At 67.9% G+C, this 20103-nt stretch carries 19 protein-coding genes and 1 tRNA gene; 15 read left to right on the top strand and 5 right to left on the bottom strand.

Translation table 11 applies throughout. The features are described from left to right. The first annotated feature begins 1 nt into the window (after window position 1). Window positions 2-1930: a methyl-accepting chemotaxis protein gene (locus tag JOY29_RS11700; RefSeq protein ID WP_300973705.1), complete on the top strand. Its 1929-nt coding sequence runs from the start codon at window positions 2-4 to the stop codon at window positions 1928-1930. A gap of 163 nt (window positions 1931-2093) precedes the next feature. Next, window positions 2094-2501: a GFA family protein gene (locus tag JOY29_RS11695; RefSeq protein WP_300973704.1), complete on the top strand. Its 408-nt coding sequence runs from the start codon at window positions 2094-2096 to the stop codon at window positions 2499-2501. Here the strand turns inward: JOY29_RS11695 and JOY29_RS11690 are convergent. Next, complete coding sequence (locus tag JOY29_RS11690; protein ID WP_300973703.1) at window positions 2489-3142, bottom strand: TIGR02117 family protein; 654 nt, start codon at window positions 3140-3142, stop codon at window positions 2489-2491. The two genes, JOY29_RS11695 and JOY29_RS11690, sit on opposite strands and share 13 nt — an antisense overlap. Window positions 3143-3262: 120 nt before the next feature. Here JOY29_RS11690 and JOY29_RS11685 point away from each other — a divergent pair. The 10 genes from JOY29_RS11685 (at window position 3263) to JOY29_RS11640 (ending at window position 13071) form a co-directional block, all read left to right on the top strand. Next, window positions 3263-3339, top strand: a tRNA-Pro gene (locus JOY29_RS11685). Window positions 3340-3378: 39 nt separating this feature from the next. Continuing rightward, window positions 3379-3711 carry a preprotein translocase subunit YajC gene (yajC, locus tag JOY29_RS11680; RefSeq protein ID WP_300975538.1) on the top strand — a complete coding sequence of 111 codons (333 nt, stop codon included), beginning with the start codon at window positions 3379-3381 and terminating at the stop codon, window positions 3709-3711. Further along, a complete protein-coding gene (gene secD / locus JOY29_RS11675; RefSeq protein ID WP_300973702.1) occupies window positions 3711-5303 on the top strand; it encodes a protein translocase subunit SecD in 1593 nt (530 codons plus the stop codon). Before yajC ends, secD begins: the two co-directional genes overlap by 1 nt. Before the next feature lie 95 nt (window positions 5304-5398). Then, a complete protein-coding gene (gene secF, locus JOY29_RS11670) occupies window positions 5399-6361 on the top strand; it encodes a protein translocase subunit SecF (protein WP_300973701.1) in 963 nt (320 codons plus the stop codon). A gap of 68 nt (window positions 6362-6429) precedes the next feature. Then, window positions 6430-7227 carry an outer membrane protein assembly factor BamD gene (locus tag JOY29_RS11665; protein ID WP_300973700.1) on the top strand — a complete coding sequence of 266 codons (798 nt, stop codon included), beginning with the start codon at window positions 6430-6432 and terminating at the stop codon, window positions 7225-7227. 22 nt (window positions 7228-7249) lie between these two features. Further along, the gene (gene recN / locus JOY29_RS11660; protein WP_300973699.1) at window positions 7250-8902 is read left to right on the top strand and encodes a DNA repair protein RecN; all 1653 of its coding nucleotides are present in this window, start codon (window positions 7250-7252) and stop codon (window positions 8900-8902) included. Window positions 8903-8913: 11 nt separating this feature from the next. Continuing rightward, window positions 8914-9624 (top strand): alpha/beta fold hydrolase, encoded by a 711-nt coding sequence (locus JOY29_RS11655; protein WP_300973698.1) that lies wholly within the window; start codon window positions 8914-8916, stop codon window positions 9622-9624. Then, entirely contained in the window at window positions 9621-10136 is a 516-nt protein-coding gene (locus JOY29_RS11650; protein WP_300973697.1) for a DUF1697 domain-containing protein, read from the top strand. The genes JOY29_RS11655 and JOY29_RS11650 overlap by 4 nt, the downstream gene beginning before the upstream one ends. After that, window positions 10133-12157, top strand: coding sequence for an NAD-dependent DNA ligase LigA (ligA, locus tag JOY29_RS11645; protein ID WP_300973695.1), 2025 nt, complete (start codon window positions 10133-10135; stop codon window positions 12155-12157). Before JOY29_RS11650 ends, ligA begins: the two co-directional genes overlap by 4 nt. A gap of 83 nt (window positions 12158-12240) precedes the next feature. Then, entirely contained in the window at window positions 12241-13071 is an 831-nt protein-coding gene (locus JOY29_RS11640; RefSeq protein WP_300973694.1) for an SMI1/KNR4 family protein, read from the top strand. Between the two features lie 48 nt (window positions 13072-13119). On the opposite strand, the gene JOY29_RS11635 is transcribed toward JOY29_RS11640, so the two are convergent. The 4 genes from JOY29_RS11635 to JOY29_RS11620 all read right to left on the bottom strand — a co-directional run bounded on the left by JOY29_RS11635 (window position 13120) and on the right by JOY29_RS11620 (window position 17082). Then, window positions 13120-13998 carry a 50S ribosomal protein L11 methyltransferase gene (locus JOY29_RS11635; protein ID WP_300973693.1) on the bottom strand — a complete coding sequence of 293 codons (879 nt, stop codon included), beginning with the start codon at window positions 13996-13998 and terminating at the stop codon, window positions 13120-13122. Beyond that, window positions 13995-14906, bottom strand: a complete 912-nt coding sequence (gene bla, locus JOY29_RS11630; RefSeq protein ID WP_300973692.1) for a subclass B3 metallo-beta-lactamase — start codon at window positions 14904-14906, stop codon at window positions 13995-13997. The genes JOY29_RS11635 and bla overlap by 4 nt, the downstream gene beginning before the upstream one ends. After that, complete coding sequence (locus tag JOY29_RS11625) at window positions 14896-15594, bottom strand: SDR family NAD(P)-dependent oxidoreductase (protein ID WP_300973691.1); 699 nt, start codon at window positions 15592-15594, stop codon at window positions 14896-14898. The genes bla and JOY29_RS11625 overlap by 11 nt, the downstream gene beginning before the upstream one ends. Before the next feature lie 132 nt (window positions 15595-15726). Beyond that, window positions 15727-17082 (bottom strand): methyl-accepting chemotaxis protein, encoded by a 1356-nt coding sequence (locus JOY29_RS11620; protein ID WP_300973690.1) that lies wholly within the window; start codon window positions 17080-17082, stop codon window positions 15727-15729. A 152-nt stretch (window positions 17083-17234) separates the two neighbouring features. Here JOY29_RS11620 and sdhC point away from each other — a divergent pair, with 152 nt between their 5' ends. The 3 genes from sdhC to sdhA are packed head-to-tail and all read left to right on the top strand — an operon-like array spanning window position 17235 to window position 19875. Then, entirely contained in the window at window positions 17235-17645 is a 411-nt protein-coding gene (gene sdhC, locus JOY29_RS11615) for a succinate dehydrogenase, cytochrome b556 subunit (RefSeq protein ID WP_300973689.1), read from the top strand. Further along, complete coding sequence (gene sdhD / locus JOY29_RS11610; RefSeq protein WP_300973688.1) at window positions 17642-18067, top strand: succinate dehydrogenase, hydrophobic membrane anchor protein; 426 nt, start codon at window positions 17642-17644, stop codon at window positions 18065-18067. Before sdhC ends, sdhD begins: the two co-directional genes overlap by 4 nt. A 5-nt stretch (window positions 18068-18072) precedes the next feature. Next, on the top strand, window positions 18073-19875 hold the full coding sequence (sdhA, locus tag JOY29_RS11605) for a succinate dehydrogenase flavoprotein subunit (RefSeq protein ID WP_300973687.1): 1803 nt from the start codon (window positions 18073-18075) through the stop codon (window positions 19873-19875). Window positions 19876-20103: the final 228 nt, after the last annotated feature.

The raw sequence follows: 20103 nt of genomic DNA, 5'->3' as shown, positions 1-20103 counted from the left end.
CATGAAGCGGATGCTGCAGGACACCGGGATCATGAAGAAGATTTTGGCGATGATGCTGATGCTTGGCGTCATCGCCATCGTCACTGCCGGCGTGAATGCATGGAAGATCACGAGCATCGACGCCCGCTACAGCGAGCTGGTCGAGAACAAGCTCCCGGCGATCACGCAGATGGTGCGAAGCAACCGTATGACCGCCGAGGTCCTCAAGAATGCTCTTCGGACGGCCCTCTACGCGCCCGGCAGCGAGGATTCGCGCCGGGCCGCGGCCGAACTCGAGGACCGGATCCGCGAAGGCCAGATGGCGATGGACAAGGCGGTCGAGCTCGATCCGGAACTTGGTCCAGCCGTGGCGACGCTCAAGGGAGAGGCGGCGACGATCGCGCGCCTCAGCCGCGAGGCGGTCCAGCGGGCGCAGGCCGGCGATCAGGGCGGAGCGCTCCGCCTCCTGTCCGAGGCCGACAGGCTGACCACGACGTTCGGTGCCAATCTGAAGCGCGGAAACGATGAACGGATCGCCGCGAGCGAGGCCGAATCCCACGCGCTTGCCGAGATGACCAACAGCAGCCTGGTGATGGGATTGCTCATCAGCATCCTTGCCACCGGCGGTGCCCTGTTCATGGCCTATTGGGTCGTCAACGGCACGATCGTCACGCCGCTACTGCAGTTGAACGGACAAATGGCGACCCTCGCGCGGGGCGATCATACGATCAGCATCCTCCATCGCGACCGCAACGACGAGATCGGAACCATGAGCCGGTCACTGGCCATCTTCCGCGACCAGGCCGAGGAACGGGCGAAGCTTGAAGAAGAGAAGCAGCAGGCGGCAGCCGAGCAGGAGCTGGTCGTCAAGACGCTCGGCACCCATCTCGACCAGCTCGCCGCTGGCGATCTCACGACCGAGATCAAGGAATATTTCCCGCACAGCTACCGGCAGCTGCGAATGGCCTTCAACGCGGCCATCCAGAGCCTTGGCGGGCTGATCAAGTCGGTCAGCGACAGCACGGCCGAGATTCGTACCGGAAGCGGCGAGATCGCTCAGGCGAGCGAGGATCTTGCTCGGCGGACCGAGAGCAATGCCGCGAGCCTCGAGGAAACCAGCGCGGCCGTGGCCCAGATGGACGGGCGGCTGAAGGCCAGCGCCGCTTCGGCGACCGAGACGGTCGGCCGGGCCGACCAGGCGATCGCCACGGTCAGCGGCGGGCGCGCGGTCGCCGACGAAGCGGTCCAGGCGATGGGCCGGGTCAGCGAAAGCGCCAAGGGCATCGACAGCGTCATCGAGGGTCTCGACAAGATCGCCTTCCAGACTCGAGTGCTGGCGATGAACGCGGCGGTGGAGGCGGGCCGTGCCGGCGAGGCGGGCCGGGGGTTCGCGGTGGTCGCCGACCTCGTCAGCGCGCTCGCCATGCGCGCCGAGGAGGAAGCCAAGAGGGCCCGCGACCAGCTGACCGTCACCCAGACCGACATCGTCACGGCGGTGGATGCCGTCGGCCAGGTCGATGCGGCGCTGCAGAACATCTCGGCCGACGTCGGCGAAGTGCACCAACTGCTCGCCAGCATGGCGTCGGACAACCAGGCGCAGGCGATGGCGATCACCGAGATCAATGCCGCCATCGCCAGCATGGACCAGTCCACCCAGCAGAATGCGGCCATGGTCGAGCAGACGTCGGCGGCGGCGCGCAACCTGCTGAGCGAAGTGACCGGACTGTCCGAGCAGGCGTCCCGCTTCCGCTGCCAGTCCGCAGGCAAGGTCGCCGCCACCGCCGCCGCTGCTGCCACCGCCGCTGCGCCGCGACCGAAACCGCCTGCGACCACTTTCCCGCGACTCGGGAAGGAGGGTTCCTACAAATCCCCGATCACGCCGCTGCCTGCAGCTGCGGTCGAGAGCCTGACGCGCCCGAGCGTCGCGCAGGACGACTGGAACGAATTCTGACGACGAGCTTCGGCCCGACATCTCCCCCATTGCGGGCCGACGATGTGGTCCGGCGGTGGAAACACCGTCGGACCGCTAGCCGAATCTGGCGCTCAGATCCTTTGTTCTTGAAACGTTCCGGAAGTTCGCGCATCCTGCGGGCACGATTCTCAAGGCAGGGGAGATGGACATGGCGGAGCAGGGTGGCTGCATGTGCGGCGCGGTGCGGTACGAGATCCGCGAAGGCGCGCAGCCGGTCCATCACGCGCTCTGCCACTGCCGGGACTGCCAGCGGGCGAGCGGCACGCCGGCGACCAGCTGGAGCCTGTTCCAGCGCGAGGACGTGACCATCTCCGGCGAGCCCAGGAGCTACCAGAGCTCCGAGCATGCCGAGCGGCAGTTCTGCGGCACCTGCGGGACCAGCCTCTTCTACCGCAACGAACAGATCTTCCCGGGTCAGATCGACATTCAGTCGGCGACCTTCGACCATCCGGACGCCTTCCCGGTGCAGGGCCAGATCCAGACGGCCGAGCGGATCGGCTGGATGGGCAAGCTCGACGGCCTGCCCTCTTTCGAGCGTTATCCCGGCTGACCCGGGGTGACCGGGCGATAGCGCCAGGCGAGGCCCTGCACGAAGGGCGACCAGAGGCTGGTCTCGACTCCGGCGAGCCGGAGCTTGTCGGCGACCCACTGATTGCAGGTCTGCACCGCGCTGGCGTGGCCGCGGCCATGGTAGAAGGCGTCTTCGAGGCCATAGCCGGGATGATCGATCCGCTGCGGCGGCCCGTCGAACTCGGCACGGATCGCGGCCCACAGGCGGCGATATTCCTCCGGACGGAGGCGGATGGCGTAAAGGTCGCTTCCGGCATCTCCGGTGCGCTCGACATGGATCACCCGTTCGCCGCCGGTCAGTGCCGCCCAGGCAGTGCGGGCGCTGAGGTCGCTCCACGCAGGGGTCTCGAGATAGACGCGCCGCTCGCCCGCGCCGAAGCCGAACCAGCGCGGCTCTGCCGGCGCCGCTCGGAAGTCCTCCTCCGGCAACAGCGGCCGCCAGTCGAGGCCATGCGCCGCCGCCGGCATCATGATGTCGAGATGCACGCCGTTCGAGCGCAGATAGATGGTCGTCCCCCGCTCCGGCTCCGACCAGCCGGGGTTGAGCGGAACCAGCGCGCCGAGCAGCGCCGCCAGGAGGTACAGGCAAGGCATGGCAGCGAGCGCCAAGGCGATTCGCATCGCCAGACGCCCTCCCCGCCGCCGTCCTCGCCGTGCCCTCACCATCAACCCCGCCTTGCCTAATGCGTCCGCCGCAACTATCTGCGCCGCTCGTCGCCTGAATGCCAAGGCGGCGCCGGTCGGGGCGTAGCGCAGCCTGGTAGCGCATCACACTGGGGGTGTGGGGGTCGCTGGTTCGAATCCAGTCGCCCCGACCATTTTATCTAAGCGAAAGATCCGCGACACCAATGTCCGAGATGAGCCTGATCCTCGCAGCCGCAGCGCCCGCAGCGCCGGGCGGTGCCGCCGCCTTCATTTTCCAGATCTTCCCCTTCCTGCTGATCTTCGTGATCTTCTATTTCCTGATGATCCGTCCGCAGCAGAAGCGGATGAAGGATCACCAGGCGATGATCGCGGCGGTCAAGAAGGGCGATGAAGTGGTCACCGCCGGGGGCATCCGCGGCCGCGTCAGCCGCGTCGTCGACGACCACGAGGTCGAGGTGGAGATCGCGCAGAACGTCAAGGTGCGGGTCGTCAAGTCGACCCTGTCCACCGTCATCAATCCAAGCCCCAAGAGCGCGAACGACTGATGTTCGACCTGCCGCGGTGGAAGATCTGGGGCATCTTCCTGGCGATCGCCTTTGGGATCGCCTTTGCCATTCCCAGCTTATTTCCGCGCGATCAGGTAGCGACCTGGCCGACCTTCGTTCCCCGCACGCAGATCGCCCTCGGCCTCGATATCGCCGGTGGTAGCCAGCTGCTGCTCGAAGCCGACCTTGCCGACGCCGAGCGCCAGCGGGTGGCGGCGATGGAAGACAGCGTCTCCCAGGAGCTCCGGCGCGATCCGCGCATCCAGGTCGGCGACATTTCGACGTCCGACGGCCGGGTCAGCTTCATCCTGCGCGATCCGACCCAGCTCGACGCCGCGGTCGAGCGGCTTCGCACCCTTACCCAGGGCGTCGGCCTGACCGGCACCCGGACCTGGAACGTCAGCACGCAGGACGGCAACCGGGTCATCATGACTCCGACGCCCGAGGGCGCGCAGCAGGCCATCCGCGATGCCATGACCGTCGCCCGCGACGTCGTCCGCCGCCGAATCGACCCGTCGGGCACCCGGGAAGTCACCGTCATCAACCAGGGCCAGAACCGCATCCTGGTGCAGGTCCCCGGAATCGACGATCCCGAGAGCCTGAAGCGGCTGATCGGCCAGACCGCCCGGCTCGAATTCAAGCTGGTCGACGAGCGCGCCGACCCCGAGCAGGTGGCGCAGGGCCGTGCCCCGCCGGGCAGCCAGATCCTGACGATGGCCAATGGCGGCGCTCCGGTCGCCCTGCAGCGGCGCGTGATGGTCAGCGGCGAGCAGGTCGCTCAGGCGCAGCAGACGTTCGACCAGCAGAGCGGCGCGCCGGTCGTGAGCATCCGCTTCGACAGCAGCGGCGCGCGCCGCTTCGGACGGGTGACCACCGACAATGTCGGCAAGCCCTTCGCCATCATCCTCGACAACAAGGTGATCTCGGTCGCCAACATCAACGAGCCGATCCTCGGCGGAAGCGCGCAGATCAGCGGCGGTTTCACGGTCGAGACCGCGAACGAGCTGGCGATCGCCTTGTCCTCGGGCAAGCTGCCGGTGAAGCTGGACGTGATCGAGGAGCGCACCGTTTCCGCCGAGCTCGGCCGCGACTCGATCGAGAAGGGCCTGATCGCCTCCGCCATCGCCATTCTGGCGGTCATGCTGTTCATGATCGTGACCTATGGCCGGTTCGGCGTCTATGCGAACGTGGCGCTGGTGGTGAACGCCTTCCTGATCCTGGCGATCATGGGCATCGCCGGATCGGCGCTGACCCTGCCCGGAATCGCCGGCTTCGTGCTGACCATCGGCGCGGCGGTCGATGCCAACGTGCTGATCAACGAGCGCATCCGCGAGGAGCAGAAGCGCGGACGCAAGCTGCTCGACGCGATCGATACCGGCTACAAGGAAGCGTCCACCGCCATTTTCGACGCCAACATCACCAACGTCATCGCCGCCGCCTTGATGTGGTATTTCGGCTCGGGTCCGGTGCGAGGCTTCGCGGTCGTGCTGCTGATCGGCATCGCCACCTCGGTCTTCACCGCCGTCAACTTCACGCGGCTGCTGGTCGCCCTGTGGGTCAAGCGCAAGCGGCCCAAGGAACTGCACATATGACGCGCTCTCGTCGTCCTGGCGCAGGCCAGGACCTCCGCGTGGATCGCGCTTCCTCTCCTGAGGTCCCGGCCTTTGCCGAGACGACGAGGGTCTAGATGAAACTGCTCAAGCTCGTTCCCGACGACACCAACATCGACTTCATGAAGGTGCGCAACATCGCCCTCATGCTGTCGCTGCTGGTCACCATCGCCAGCCTCGCGCTGGTGGGGATCAGAGGCCTCAACCTCGGCATCGACTTCGTCGGCGGGCAGATGGTGCGCGCGACCTTCGCGCAGCAGGTCCCGATCGAGGACCTGCGCGGCAAGGTCGAGGCGCTGAACGTCGGCGACGCCAGCATCCAGGAATTCGGCGACGGCCGGACCTACCAGATCCGCCTTCCGCGGCCCGAAGGACAGGACGCGCAGGCGGCCGCCATCGTCAGCCAGGTCCGGGTCATGCTCCAGCAGCAATATCCGGGGGTGAACGTCGGTGCCGGTGAGGCGGTTTCCGGCAAGGTGTCCGGCGAACTGGCCCGCGACGGCCTGCTGGCCATTACTCTCGCCATGCTCGGGGTCGCCATCTACATTTGGTTCCGCTTCGAATGGCAGTTCGGCGTCGGCGCCCTGCTCACCCTGTTCCACGACGTGTCGGTGATCCTCGGCTTCTTTGCCGTGACCCGGCTGCAGGTCGACCTCAACATCGTCGCCGCCTTCCTCGCAGTGGTCGGCTATTCGTTGAACGATACCGTCGTCATCTACGACCGTATCCGCGAGAACCTGCGCAAGTTCCGCAAGATGCAGATCGTGCCCCTGCTTAACCTTTCATTGAACGAGACGCTGAGCCGGACGATCGTCACTTCGGGCTCGATCATGCTGGCGCTCGCCATGTTGCTGATCTTCGGCCCGGACGTCATCTTCGGCCTGACCGCCGCAATCCTGCTCGGCACCTTCATCGGCACCTATTCGTCCATCTACATCTCGGCGCCCGTGCTGGTGTGGCTGGGGGTCAAGCCCGACAGCTTCCTCAAGGTGGACGACAAGGCACCCGCGCTGGCAGGCGGCGACGGCGCGGTGGTGTAAGCCGGGGTTCATTCAGACCCCGGCATCTCCGCTTGGCCTCCCCATCCGTCTGTCCTAGAAGGCCGCTCATGCTGCTGAAGCCCTCCCGTCCCCTGGCCCTGCTCCTCGTCTGCGCCGTCGCGCTTCCGGTCGCCGGTTGCGCCCGCAACCGGACCAGGGCCGACACCGCCTACGTCGCCCGCGACGTCAACACCCTCTACGGCCTCGCCAAGAGCCGGCTCGACCGTGGCGACTATCAGCAGGCGGCGAAACTGTTCGACGAGGTGGAGCGCCAGCACCCCTATTCGGTGTGGGCCCGCCGCGCCCAGCTGATGAGCGCCTTCAGCTACTACATGGCGCAGACCTATCCCGACGCGATCAGCTCGGCCCAGCGCTTCCTGACCATCCATCCGGGCAACAAGGACGCGCCCTACGCCAACTATCTGATCGCGATGAGCTATTACAATCAGATCGCCGACGTCACCCGCGACCAGAAGATCACGGGCCAGGCGGGCGATGCCTTCAACGAGCTCATCCGCCGCTATCCCGAGAGCCGCTACGCCGCCGACGCGCGCCTGAAGCTGGACCTCATCAACGACCAGCTCGGCGGCAAGGAGATGGAAGTCGGCCGCTATTACCAGCGCGCGGGCAACTGGCTGGCGAGCGTCAACCGCTTCCGCGAAGTGGTCGACAAATATCAGACCACCACCCACGCGCCCGAGGCGCTGATGCGCCTGACCGAAAGCTATCTGGCGCTCGGCCTGCCGGACGAGGCGGTCAAGTCGGCCGCGGTCCTCGGCCGCAACTATCCGGGCACGGTCTGGTACGAGCGCGCCTATGCGCTTGTCCGCCGGCACGTCCCCAACGCGCCGCAGAGCGCGGCCTGACGGAGAGCCGGGGGCCGGGGGGATGCTGAGGCAGCTCGTCATCCGTGACGTGGTGCTGATCGACCGGCTCACCCTCGATTTCGGCGACGGCCTTGGGGTGCTGACCGGCGAGACGGGCGCCGGCAAGTCGATCCTGCTCGATTCGCTCGGCCTCGCGCTGGGCGTCCGCGCCGACAGTGGGCTGGTCCGTGCCGGCGAGGACGGCGCGTCCGTCACCGCCGAGTTCGAGCTGCCCGGCGGCCACCCTGCCCTTGCCGCGCTGGACGAGGCGGGGATCGAGCATGAGGCGGGCGAGGCCCTCGTCTTCCGCCGTACCTTGAAGGCCGATGGCGGCAGCCGCGCCTTCCTCGGCGGATCGCCGGTACCCGCGGCCACCCTGCGCGAAGCGGGCGCGAGCCTGGTCGAGATCCACGGCCAGCATGACGATCGCGGCCTGCTCGACCCGCGTGGTCACCGCGCCTTGCTCGACGCCTTCGGCCGGATCGACAGCGGGCCGGCCGCGCGCCTCTGGACCCGCCTGTCCGATCTGCGCAGCGAACTCGACCAGCTCCGCCGCGCCCAGTCGGACGCCGACCGTGACCGCGACTTCCTCGACCACAGCATCGCCGAACTGGCCAGGCTCGAGCCGGAGGAAGGCGAAGAACAGGCGCTGGCCGAAAAGCGCGCCGGCATGAAGCAGTTCGCCCGGATCCAGGAGGATCTCGACGGACTCGCCTCCCTGTTCACCGGTTCCGACGGGGGATTGTCGCAGCTTCGCCAGGCTGCCCGGCGGCTGGAGCGGATCAGCGACGCGCACCCGTTGCTGGCCGAGGCGCTGGCCGCGCTCGATCGCGCCATCATCGAAGGCGGCGAAGCGGAGGAGAAGGTCGCCCGCGCTCGCGGCGAACTCGACTTCTCGGCCGAGGATCTGGAGGAAGCCGAAGCCCGCCTGTTCGAGCTTCGCGGCCTCGCCCGCAAGCACCGGGTCGAGCCCGACCGCCTCGCCGAACTGCTCCACCGGATGCGCGAACAGCGCCAGGCGATCGACAGCGGCGACGAACGCATCGCCGAGATGGAGAAGGCGCTCGACCTCGCCGAGGCCGCCTATGCCGAGGCCGCCGCCACCCTCACCGAAACCCGCCGCACCGCCGCCGCCCGGCTCGACGAGGCGGTGGCGAACGAGCTCGCGCCGCTGAAGCTGGAGTCGGCCCGCTTCCGCACCATGGTCCAGCCCGGCATGGCTGGCCCGGCAGGCAGCGACCGGGTCGAATTCGAGGTGTCGACCAATCCCGGCGCTCCGTTCGGCGCGCTGACCAAGATCGCCTCGGGCGGCGAACTCAGCCGGTTCATCCTCGCGCTCAAGGTCGCGCTGGCGGAGGAAGGCGGCGCCTCGACCATGATCTTCGACGAGATCGATCGCGGAGTCGGCGGTGCAGTCGCCAGCGCCATCGGCGAGCGGCTCGCTCGGCTGGCGGAGCGAAGCCAGCTGCTGGTCGTCACCCACAGCCCCCAGGTCGCCGCCCGCGCGCGCCATCACTACCGAATCGAAAAGAGCCACGGCGCCGAGGGCACCCGAACCACCGTCCGCCGGCTCGAAGCCCATGAGCGGCAGGAAGAGATTGCGCGGATGCTGTCCGGCGCGGCAGTGACCGACGAGGCCCGCGCCCAGGCGGCGCGGCTGCTGGAGACGGCATGACAGGAGGAACGATGACCGAGCGAACCATCACCCACGAATTTGGCGGCGAGCCGTTGCGGAGCGTGTTCGTCGGCACCGGCGGGGCGGCGCGCGGGACGGTCATCATCGTGCCGACCTTCGCCGGGGTGAGCGACCTCGAGATGGGCTTTGCCCGCGATCTCGCGGCGCGCGGCTATTCCTGCCTGGTCGCGGACCTGTGGGGACGCAGCTACAATGGTCCGGACGAGCGCGATCTCGCCTTCGGCCACATGACCCGCCTCAAGGAAGACCGCGCCGCGCTTCGCGACCGCATGCTGGACATCGTCGAGGTGACCAGGGCCCAGGAAGGCGTCGACCCGGGCCGGATCGCGGCCATCGGCTATTGCTTCGGCGGCCTGTGCGTCCTCGACCTCGCCCGCTCCGGCGTGGACATCGCCGGAGTCGCCAGCTTCCACGGCCTGTTCGATGCGCCCGACCTGCCGCCGCAGCCGATCAGGGCCAAGGTGGTCGCCTATCACGGCTGGGACGATCCGATGGTGCCGCCCGAAGCGGTGGTCGGGCTCGCCAAGGAACTGACCGACGCCGGCGCGGACTGGCAGATCCACGGCTATGGCCATGTCGGCCACGCCTTCACCAACCCCGCCGCCGCGACGCTCGGCATCCCGGGGGTTGACTACAATGCCGCAGCCGCACGCCGCAGCTGGGCAGCGCTCAACGATTATCTGGACGAGCTGTTCGGGTGACCGCCTATGTCGCGCTGCTCCGCGCGGTGAACGTGGCCGGCACGGGCAAGCTGCCGATGAGCGAACTGAAGCGGATGGGCGAGGAGTGCGGCTTTGGCCAGGTCCGCACCTTCATCGCCAGCGGCAATCTGCTGCTGACCAGCGATCTCGACGAAGCGGAGGTCCGCGCCCGCGTCGCCGCCAGGATCGCCGGCCATTTCGGCAAGCCCGTCCCCGTCTTCGTGCGCTCGGCCGGCGAGATGACCGCACTTGTTACCGGCAATCCCTTCACGGACGACAAGCCGAGCAGGGTCATGGCGCATGTGATCGACGAGCCGCCGACCGCCGCCATGCTGGCAGAAGCGCGCCAGGTCGGGGGCGAGCGGATGGCGCTCGGCCCCCGTGCCATCTACGTTTCCTATGGCGAGGGCATCGGCACCAGCAAGCTCAAGCTGCCGGCCGTCGCGGCAGGGACCGCACGCAATATGAACAGCGTCGCGAAGATGGCGGCGCTGCTGGCGGACATGGCATGAACGAGGTCGAGGCCGGGCGGCGGCTGCGGTGGCTGGCGAAGGAGATCGCCCGCCACAACCGGCTTTACCACGACCAGGACGCGCCGGAGATCAGCGACGCCGACTATGACGCGCTGATGCGGGAGAATGCGGCGCTGGAGGCCGAGTTTCCGCACCTGGTCCGAGGGGACAGCCCCAGCCGGCAGGTCGGCGCCGCGCCTTCGACCGCGCTCGCCAAGGTCACCCACGCGCGGCCCATGCTCAGCCTCGAGAATGCCTTCTCGGCCGACGAGGTGCACGACTTCGTCCGTCGCATGCGCCGTTTCCTGAGCCTCCCGGAAGACGAACCGCTGGCGCTGACGGCCGAACCTAAGATCGACGGCCTGTCCTGTTCGCTTCGCTTCGAGGACGGGCGGCTGGTGCTGGCGGCGACGCGCGGGGACGGCGCAGTCGGCGAGGATGTGACGGCGAATGTGCGGACGATTCCCGATATCCCGCAGGCGCTGGCCGGCGCGCCGGCGGTGCTCGAGGTGCGCGGCGAGGTCTACATGTCCAAGGCCGACTTCGCCGCGCTGAACGAGCGGCAGGCGGCGAGCGGGGGCAAGGTCTTCGCCAACCCGCGCAACGCCGCGGCCGGATCGCTGCGCCAGAAGGACCCGTCGGTCACCGCCGCGCGCCCCTTGCGCTTCCTCGCCCATGGCTGGGGCGAAACGTCCGAGCCGCTGGGGACCACCCAGGCCGGGGCGGTGGAGCGGCTGCGTTCCCTCGGCTTCCCGGTCGATCAGCGCTTCGTCCATTGCGCCGACGCGGAAGAAGCGATGCGCCATTATGCCGCCATCGAGCATGAGCGCGCCGACCTGCCGTTCGACATCGACGGCGTGGTCTACAAGCTCGACCGGCTGGACCTGCAGGAGCGGCTGGGCTTCGTCGGCCGCGCGCCGCGCTGGGCGATCGCGCACAAGTTCCCGGCCGAAAAGGCCGAGACGACGCTGGAGCGGATCGAGATCCAGGTCGGCCGCACCGGCAAGCTCACGCCCATCGGGCGGCTGACCCCGGTCGGGGTTGGCGGAGTGATCGTCAGCAACGTCACGCTCCACAATCGCGACGAGATCGCCCGGCTCGGCCTACGCGAAGGCGACCGCGTCCGGATCCAGCGCGCTGGCGACGTCATCCCGCAGGTGGTCGAAAACCTCACGCCCGACGAGGATCGCCCCGCCTTCGTCTATCCCGATCACTGCCCCGCCTGCGGCTCGGAAGCGGTCGCCGAGGAGGGCGAGGTGGACGTGCGCTGCACCGGCGGCCTCATCTGCCCGGCGCAGCGGCTTGAGCGGCTGAAGCATTTCGTCAGCCGCGGCGCGATGGACATCGAGGGCCTTGGCGAAAAGAGCATCGTCGAATTCGCAGAAGCCGGGCTGATCGAGAAGCCGTCCGACATCTTCCGGCTGCGGCGCGACCATATCCTCGGGCGGGAGGGCTGGAAGGAGAAAAGCGTCGACAATCTGCTGGCGGCGATCGAGGCACGGAAGGGCTTCGAGGGCGCGCGGCTTCTGTTCGGCCTCGGCATTCGCCACGTCGGCATCGTCACGGCGCGAGACCTGCTGAAATGCTTCGGCACGATCGAGGCGCTGCAGGCGGCGGCTGTGGGCGAGCAAGGCATCGCCGAACTCTCCGCCGTCGAGGGCGTGGGCCCGGTGGTCGCGGAGGCGGTGCACGATTTCTTCCATGAGCCGCACAACCGGGAGGAAGTGGCCGCCCTCCTCGACCTCGCCCGCCCCGCCCCCTTCGTCAGCCAGGCCCGCGAGACCGAATGGAGCGGCAAGACCATCGTCTTCACCGGCAGCCTCGAAACGATGAGCCGCGACGAAGCCAAGGCCCAGGCCGAACGCCTCGGCGCCCGCGCGGCCGGCTCCGTCAGCGCCAAGACGGACCTGGTGGTCGCCGGCCCCGGCGCGGGCTCCAAGCTCAAGAAGGCGGAGGAACTTGGGGTGCGGGTGGTCGACGAAGCCGAATGGGCGCGGATCGTCGCGGAGGCGGGCGCTTAGTCACCAGCCAAGAGGGGTTTTCGCAATGTCCGCTAAGGGTGGAAAGCGGACGTTAGCGAATAGCGGCTACGTTGACCGCATGGATGAACATGGACCAGACTAGGCGCAATCTGCTGATCGGTGGTTCGGTCCTGGGCGCCTGCCTCATCGGTGGACTGCTGCCTACCGCCTGCGCCATGCGCCAGATCGCAATGGGGCCAGCGAGACCGATGGGTAGCCTGCCCAAGCGGCCAGCAGGCGAAGCGAAGCCGATGCTTGACGAGGACATCGCGCCGGTGCTCGCACGGCTCGACGCGTGGTACGCGGCCCATTTGCCGCGAGATAGGTATATCTTGAATCCGCCAGCCACGGACGCGCAGATCGATATCTTCGAGCAAGTGGTCGGCTTCCGCATGCCTCGCTCGTACCGGCAATTGTACAAATGGCATGACGGCGAGAACGACGATCGGTCAGGTCACATCTATGGACTTCCGCTGCTGCCGCTCAAACAGGCGGAGGCCGACTGGAAAGCCTGGATCAGGACTTTGGCCGGGTTTGGCGGAAACCGTTACCCTGTTCCAGGTGGTGCTTGGCCGGAAGGCGCCGTGGACCCGGCTTACTTCAATCCCCGCTGGGTGCCGCTGACCAGTGATGGATCAGGCGGCCATATCGGGCTCGACTTCGCCCCATGGCCCCGAGGTCGAGCCGGACAAGTGATCCTGTTCGGACGTGACGAGGATGTGAAGGTCGTTCTCGCCGAGAGCCTTGGTGGGTTTCTCGACTGGGTGGCTGGGCTGCTGGAGAGCGGCAATTTCAGGTTGAAGGCTGCGTCGGGCGAAGTTGTGTTGCGGCAGTTCCGACTGAAGGAGCCGCCATCAGACCACTTCCACGAAGGTGCCCGCAAACTCCGTGGCGCGCCCGGTCAGTTCTTATGACCGAGGCGCCGGCCTAATGTCCGCAAGGGGTCGAAAGCGGACACTCGCTCATCCGCGCTCCAGCACCAGCACGCGCCACTCGCCTTCGCCTGCGCTGATCAGCCGGCAGCCCTCCGCGATGTAGGCCGCGGTCACCGCTTCCGCCTGCGTGTCGAGCAGCCCCGACAGGACCAGCGTTCCGCCCGGCGCCGTCGCTTGCACGAAGGCCGGCGCAAGCTCGATCAGCGGGCCAGCGAGGATGTTGGCGATGAGGAGGTCGAAGGGGGCGCGCCCGGCCAGCGCCGGATGGTCCATGCCGTCGGCGACCGCCAGCGCCAGTTCGCCCTTGCCTTCACCAATGGCTACGCCGTTCACCCGCGCATTGTCGGCGGTGACGTCGATGCTGATCGGGTCGATGTCGGTCGCGATCGCCCGCGCTTCGGGCCACAGGCGCATGGCGGCGAAGGCAAGGAGGCCGGTGCCGGTGCCGATGTCGGCGATATTGGCGAAGCTCCGCCCGTCCCGCTCCAGCCGGTCGAGCGCCTCCAGGCAGCCCTTGGTCGTGTGGTGATGGCCGGTCCCGAACGCGAGGCCCGCATCGATCAGGAAGTTGATGGCGCCTTCTTCCGGCGCATGGGCGGGTGTGTGGACGAAGAAGCGGCCGGCGCGGATCGGTTCGAGCCCGGCCTGGCTGACCGTCACCCAGTCCTTGTCGGCGAGGCGCTCGACGATCGGTTCACCGCTGGCGAGGCCCGCGAGCACCGCCAGTTCGTCGCCCGTCGGCTGCTCCTCGAAGTAGGCGTGGATGCGCCAGTCGTCGGGACGATGCTCGTCCGGCTCGTCGGCGACGATGACGGGTGGGTTCGGGTGGTCCGGAAAGGGCTCGTCCATGTCCCCGACCGCCTCACCCTCGGCTCGGTTGCAGGCGAGCGTCACGCGCCAGCTCATTTGGCGGCGGCTTCCTTGGCGAGCCGCTCGTCGAGCTGCTTCGTCTTGGCGACGCCATAGTCGGCGCAGCCCCTGGGATCGAACAGGGGCGCCTTGCCGGCGAAGCGCTGGATCATGTTGCTTGCGGACGGGTGCGGCGTCAGCAGGATCTCGCAGTCGAGCGCGGCGACCCTGGCGATGCTGTCGCGGAAGGCGGCGACGACGTCGGGGTGATCGGTGAAGCGATAATCGTCGCGGCTGACGGGCGACAGGCTGTCGACATAGGCCATGTTGCGGCAGATGGCGCCCTCGCAGCTGACCCAGGTCCAGCTGAGCGCGCCATGCGTGTGGCCCTTGGTCTCGACGGCGGTGAGCTGGATCGGGCCGAGGCGGAGCTTGTCGCCGCCCTTCAGGGTGCGCGCGACCGGGACCGGGATCATCTTCGGCAGGATCCCGAACTGCGGATCGCCCTCCCCGGTCAGCCCGCTTCGAAGCACCGCCGCGGCATTGGCCGAGGCGGCGACCTGCGCGCCGGTCAGCTGCTGCATGCGGGCATGGCCGCCGACATGGTCGTGATGCTCGTGGCTATGGAGCAGCCAGCGCACGTCGCTCAGCTGGAAGCCGAGGCGGCGGATGTTGGCCGCGACCAGGTCCGCGCCCTTGTCCGTTCCGCTGTCGATCAGCACATGCCCATCCGTGCCGGTGACCAGGATGGCGCTGATCCCGCAGGTGCCGACATAGTAGCTGTTGCCATGGACCCGCACCGGCGGCGCCGGCCTGTCCCAATCGTCATTCTCCTTGCAGGCGCGGGCGAAGGCCGGGCCGGCGGTGGCGATGGGCGCGGGCAGCCGCTCGACCTTCTGGACCTTGCCGAGCGGGACGACGATCTGCTGCGCGGCGAGCGCGAAAAGGGCGAGGCTAACGGACATAGCTTGCTCCATTGACGTCGATGACGCTGCCGGTCGAACTCGCCGGCGCTTGGGTCGCCAGCCAGCGGATGGTTTCGCCGACTTCGGCGGCAGACGCGACCCGGCCGAGCGGGATATCGGCGAGGACCTTCTCGCCGCCGCGGCTGGCGAGATATTCCTCGGTCATCTCGGTGACGGTGAAGCCCGGCGCGACGGCGAAGGCGAGGACGCCTTCGTGCGCATACCCCCGCGCAATCGTCTTGGTGACGGCGATCAGCGCGGCCTTGGAAGCGGCATAATGCCAGTGCTGCGGCGAATCCCCGCGATAGCCGGCGCGGCTCGCGACATTGACGATTCGCCCGCCGCCGTTCGCCCGGAAATGGGCGATGGCGAGGCGCGAAAGGTCGGCGGCGGCCTGGAGGTTGACCTGCAGGGTGCGCGCCCAGGAGGACTGCCACTCGGCCTCCGGGGCATCGTCGGCCACCGCTTCATAGACGCCGGCATTGTTGACGAGCGCGTCGATGCGCCCGAGCCGGCGCTCCGCTTCCGCCCAGCAGGCACCGGCCGCGGCAGGGTCGGAGAAGTCGGCGGCGATGAGGCCCTCGCCGCCTTTGGTGGACGTGCCGAGGACGCGGTGCCCGGCAACGGTGAGCGCATCGGCGGCCGCCTTGCCGATGCCCCGGCTGGCGCCGGTGAGGAGGATGTTCATGCCGTGCGCTTAGCGCCTTCGTTCCTCTCCCGACAGGGGGAGTGACGCGAAGCGGAAAGGAGCTTGGCCCACCCCTGCCAAGCCCCACTCCGTCAGCGCTGCGCTGCCCCGCCCCTTGCAGGGGAGCTGCTTCTAGGCCGCGAAGCGCGCGATGAATTCGGCGGTGGCGCCCTTGAACTCGCCGATCTGCTCTGAGAAGCGGCCGAACGCCTGCTCGACGCCGTCGATGTCGCGGGCGACATTCTCGGTATCGGATCGGATGGCGGCGATGGTCGAGCTCATCGAATCGGCGGCGAGCGCCGTCTCGTCGACCGCGGCGGTGATCATGGTCACCGTCTGGGCCTGCAGTTCCATCGCCTGGCGGATGCGGTCGGCGCTGGTCTGCACTTCCTCGACCGTGCCCTGGATCGAGCTGTTGGCGTCGACCGTCTGCCGCGTTGCCGCCGTGATCGCGCTGATCTTGGCGGTAATGTCGTCGGTGGCCCGAGCGGTCTGGCTGGCGAGGCTCTTCACTTCCTGCGCGACGACCGCGAAGCCGCGGCCGGCGTCGCCCGCGCGCGCCGCCTCGATGGTGGCATTGAGGGCGAGCAGGTTGGTCTGGCCGGCGATGTCGCGGATCAGGCCGAGGATCGATTCGATCGCCTCGACATGGGTCGACAGTGCCTGGCTGATCTTGACCGCCGACGCGGCCTGGTCGCCGGCGCGGCTGGCCACATCCGCGGCGGTCTCGACCTCGGAGCGAGCATCCTCGATGGCACGGATGAGGCCGGCCGCCGTATGCGCCGCCTCCCGCATCGCCACTGCCGACTGTTCGGCGGCGGCCGCGACCTCGCTGGTCTTGCCCAGCATGCCACGCGCCGAATTGGCGGTGCTACTCGCCTGGCTGCGCAGCATGTCGCTGTCGCTGGCACAGCGGGTGACCACGTTCATCACCCGGCGGTTGAACTCGGCGGCCTGCTCGGCCTGCAGAACGTCGACCTGGGCGCGGGTGATGTCGACCGCGTGGTGGACGAACACATCCGTTTCCAGCGCATAGGATTCGGACAGGGTCCGGCAGGCGACCACCTGCTCCTCTGGATCGCTATAGGCCTGGCGGATCGCCACATAGGCCGCCTCGGTCCCGGCATGCAGGCCGGAAAGCAGCGTCGTCTGGCTTACGTTCGACGACAATGCCTTGTCGACATAGCGATAGGCCGTCTCGACCCAGGCGGTCTCGCCCGCCCGCATGAACTTCTCGCGGACGTAGGGGCGGATCTTCTCGGCGAAATCGTTCATCATCGCATCGTCGATGACGATCTTGATGTCCGGCGACCGGCGGTACGCGTCCCAGAAGGCGCGTGCCAGGTCCTGCTCGGCGAAGCTGATGCGCTCCCACAGGGCTGCGGCCCGGGCAGGCAGGTCACCGCTCCGGTCGAAGATCTTCAGACCCCGCTGCAGGTCGTAGTTATGCCGCTTGCCTTTGCCCATGATGCTACCCGCGTCTCCCATGCGTCATGGCCCTCCTTTGGCCCGCCAATGGTTAAGAGCCGGTTAGGCGGGCGACTGCCCCCGTCCCTTGGACCGCCTTGCCTAGCGGCCCCTCGCGGCTTAGGGCGGCTCCATCCTTTTCCAGACCAATTGCCGGAGCAATCGTCGGTCTCATGGCTCGCAACACTGCAAGACCCCTCTCGCCCCACCTCACCATCTGGCGGTGGGGCCCGCACATGCTGGTCTCCATCCTCCACCGGGCGACCGGCATGGCGCTGAGCATTGGCGGGCTGTTCCTGCTGACCTGGTTCCTGCTGGCATTGTCCGGCGGCGCCGAGGCATGGGGCACCTTCACCGGCTTCCTCGGCTGGAAGCTCGGTCCGGTGCCGCTGATCCTGGTCGGGCTGGTGCTGCTGACCTGGAGTTTCTTCCAGCACACCCTGTCGGGCATCCGCCACCTGATCATGGACGTGGGTGCCGGCTTCGAGCTTGGGACCAACAAGACCATGGCCTATCTGACGATGATCGGATCGGCCCTGCTCACCGCCCTCTTCTGGGCTCTGATCCTGGGGAAGGGCGCATGACCGGGCCGAAGCAAATGGGTCGGCACGACCGCAACGCCGTGCCGGAAGGCAAGACCCCGCTCGGCAAGGTGCGCGGTCTTGGCGCTGCCGGCCATGGCGGCGAGCATTGGATCAAGGAGCGCGTCTCGAGCGCGGCGCTGCTGCTGCTCGGGACCTGGTTCCTGATCTCGCTGCTGCTGCTGCCGGACTTCTCGCCGTCGACCTTCGCCAGCTGGCTGTCATCGCCGTTTGGCTTCGTGCCGATGGCGCTGTTCGTCTACTTGAGCTTCGAGCACAGCCTCGAAGGCGTGAAGGTGGTCGTCGACGACTATCAGGGCGACGAGGGCGGGCGCCTTACCTGGCACGTCGTCAGCCTCTTCCTACATGTGGGTGTGGGCGCCTTCGCCCTGTTCGCCCTCGCCCGTATCGCGTTCGGAGCCTAAGCCTGATGAGTGCCGCCTACCAGATCATCGATCATGTCTATGATGTCGTCGTCGTCGGTGCCGGCGGCGCCGGTCTTCGCGCGACGATGGGCGCGGCGGAGAAAGGCCTCAAGACCGCCTGCGTGACCAAGGTCTTCCCGACCCGGAGCCATACCGTCGCTGCTCAAGGTGGCATTGCCGCAAGCCTCGGCAACATGGGCCCGGACCACTGGACCTGGCACATGTACGACACCGTCAAGGGCTCCGACTGGCTCGGCGACCAGGACGCGATCGAATATCTCTGCCGTGAAGCGCCCGCGGCGGTCTACGAGCTCGAGCATGCCGGCCTGCCGTTCAGCCGCACCGACGACGGCCGCATCTACCAGCGCGCGTTCGGCGGCATGACCCAGAACATGGGCGAGGGCCCGGCCGCGCAGCGCACCTGCGCCGCCGCCGACCGCACCGGCCATGCCATGCTGCACACGCTCTACCAGCAATCCTTGCGCTACGACGCCGACTTCTTCGTGGAATATTTCGCGCTCGACCTGATCATGGTCGACGGCGAGTGCCGCGGCCTCGTCGCCTTGTGCATGGAAGACGGCTCGATCCACCGCTTCCGCGCCCAGGCCGTCGTGCTTGCGACCGGCGGCTACGGCCGCTGCTATTTCTCCGCGACCTCGGCGCACACCTGCACCGGCGACGGCAACGCCATGGTGCTCCGCGCCGGCCTGCCGCTCCAGGACATGGAGTTCGTCCAGTTCCACCCGACCGGCATCTACGGTGCCGGCGTGCTCATCACCGAAGGCGCCCGCGGCGAAGGCGGCTATCTCACCAACTCCGCCGGCGAGCGCTTCATGGAGCGCTATGCGCCGAGCGCGAAGGACCTCGCCAGCCGTGACGTCGTGTCGCGCTCGATGGCGATGGAGATTCGCGAGGGCCGCGGCGTCGGCAAGGAGAAGGACCACATCTTCCTTCACCTCGACCATATCGACCCGAAGATCCTGGCCGAGCGCCTGCCCGGCATTACCGAGACCGCGAAGATCTTCGCCGGCGTCGACATGACCCGCGAGCCGATCCCGGTCACGCCGACGGTCCACTACAATATGGGCGGCATCCCGACCAACTATCACGGCGAAGTCGTCACGCTGAAGGACGGCAACCCGGACAGCGTCGTCCCCGGCCTGTTCGCGGTCGGCGAAGCGGCCTGCGTTTCCGTCCACGGCGCCAACCGCCTCGGCTCCAACAGCCTGATCGACCTCGTCGTATTCGGTCGTGCGGCGGGCCTGCGCCTCGGCGAGATCCTGAAGCCCGGCAGCCCGCAGAAGCTGCTGCCCGGTGACAGTGCCGACCTCGCGCTCGGCCGGCTCGACCACTTCCGCAACGCCAAGGGCGAGACCCCGACGGCCAAGCTCCGCAACGAGATGCAGCGGACGATGCAGGCGGACTGCGCCGTCTTCCGCACCGAGCGCACGCTGGCCGAAGGCGTCGGCAAGATCGACGCCATCTATCGCGGCCTCGGCGACGTGAAGGTCACCGATCGCAGCCTCATCTGGAACACCGACCTCGTCGAGACGCTCGAGCTCGACAACATGCTGGGCCAGGCGGTCATCACCATGCACAGCGCCGCCAACCGCAAGGAAAGCCGCGGCGCGCACATGCATGAGGACTTCCCCGACCGCGACGATGCCAACTGGATGAAGCATTCGATCGCCTGGTTCGACGGCTGGGGCGGCAAGGGCGGCGCGGTCAACATCGATTACCGCCCGGTCCACGACTACACGCTCACCGACGAGGTCGGCTACATCAAGCCCAAGGCGCGGGTGTATTGAGGCTCGGGCCGGTTCGCGCCGGCCCGCCGACACGCGACAGCGGCGCCTACCCGGCACCCGCTGCGCAAACAGTCGCTACCAGCGACGCACGCCCGGGCGGCGAGCACCGGTAAAGCGCTTCATGAGATAACCGATCCCGAACGTGAACAGCAGACGTCGCAACATGATGGTTCTCCTTCACGGGAAGGAGCGGCTCGATCGCTGTTAGGTTCCTCCAGGCTTGGGTCC

Source organism: Sphingomonas sp. LHG3406-1, from assembly GCF_029637485.1.
Taxonomy (GTDB): Bacteria; Pseudomonadota; Alphaproteobacteria; order Sphingomonadales; family Sphingomonadaceae; genus Sphingomicrobium.
Note: the sequence above shows the minus strand (reverse complement) of the source record. Positions and strands in the feature narration are given on the sequence as shown.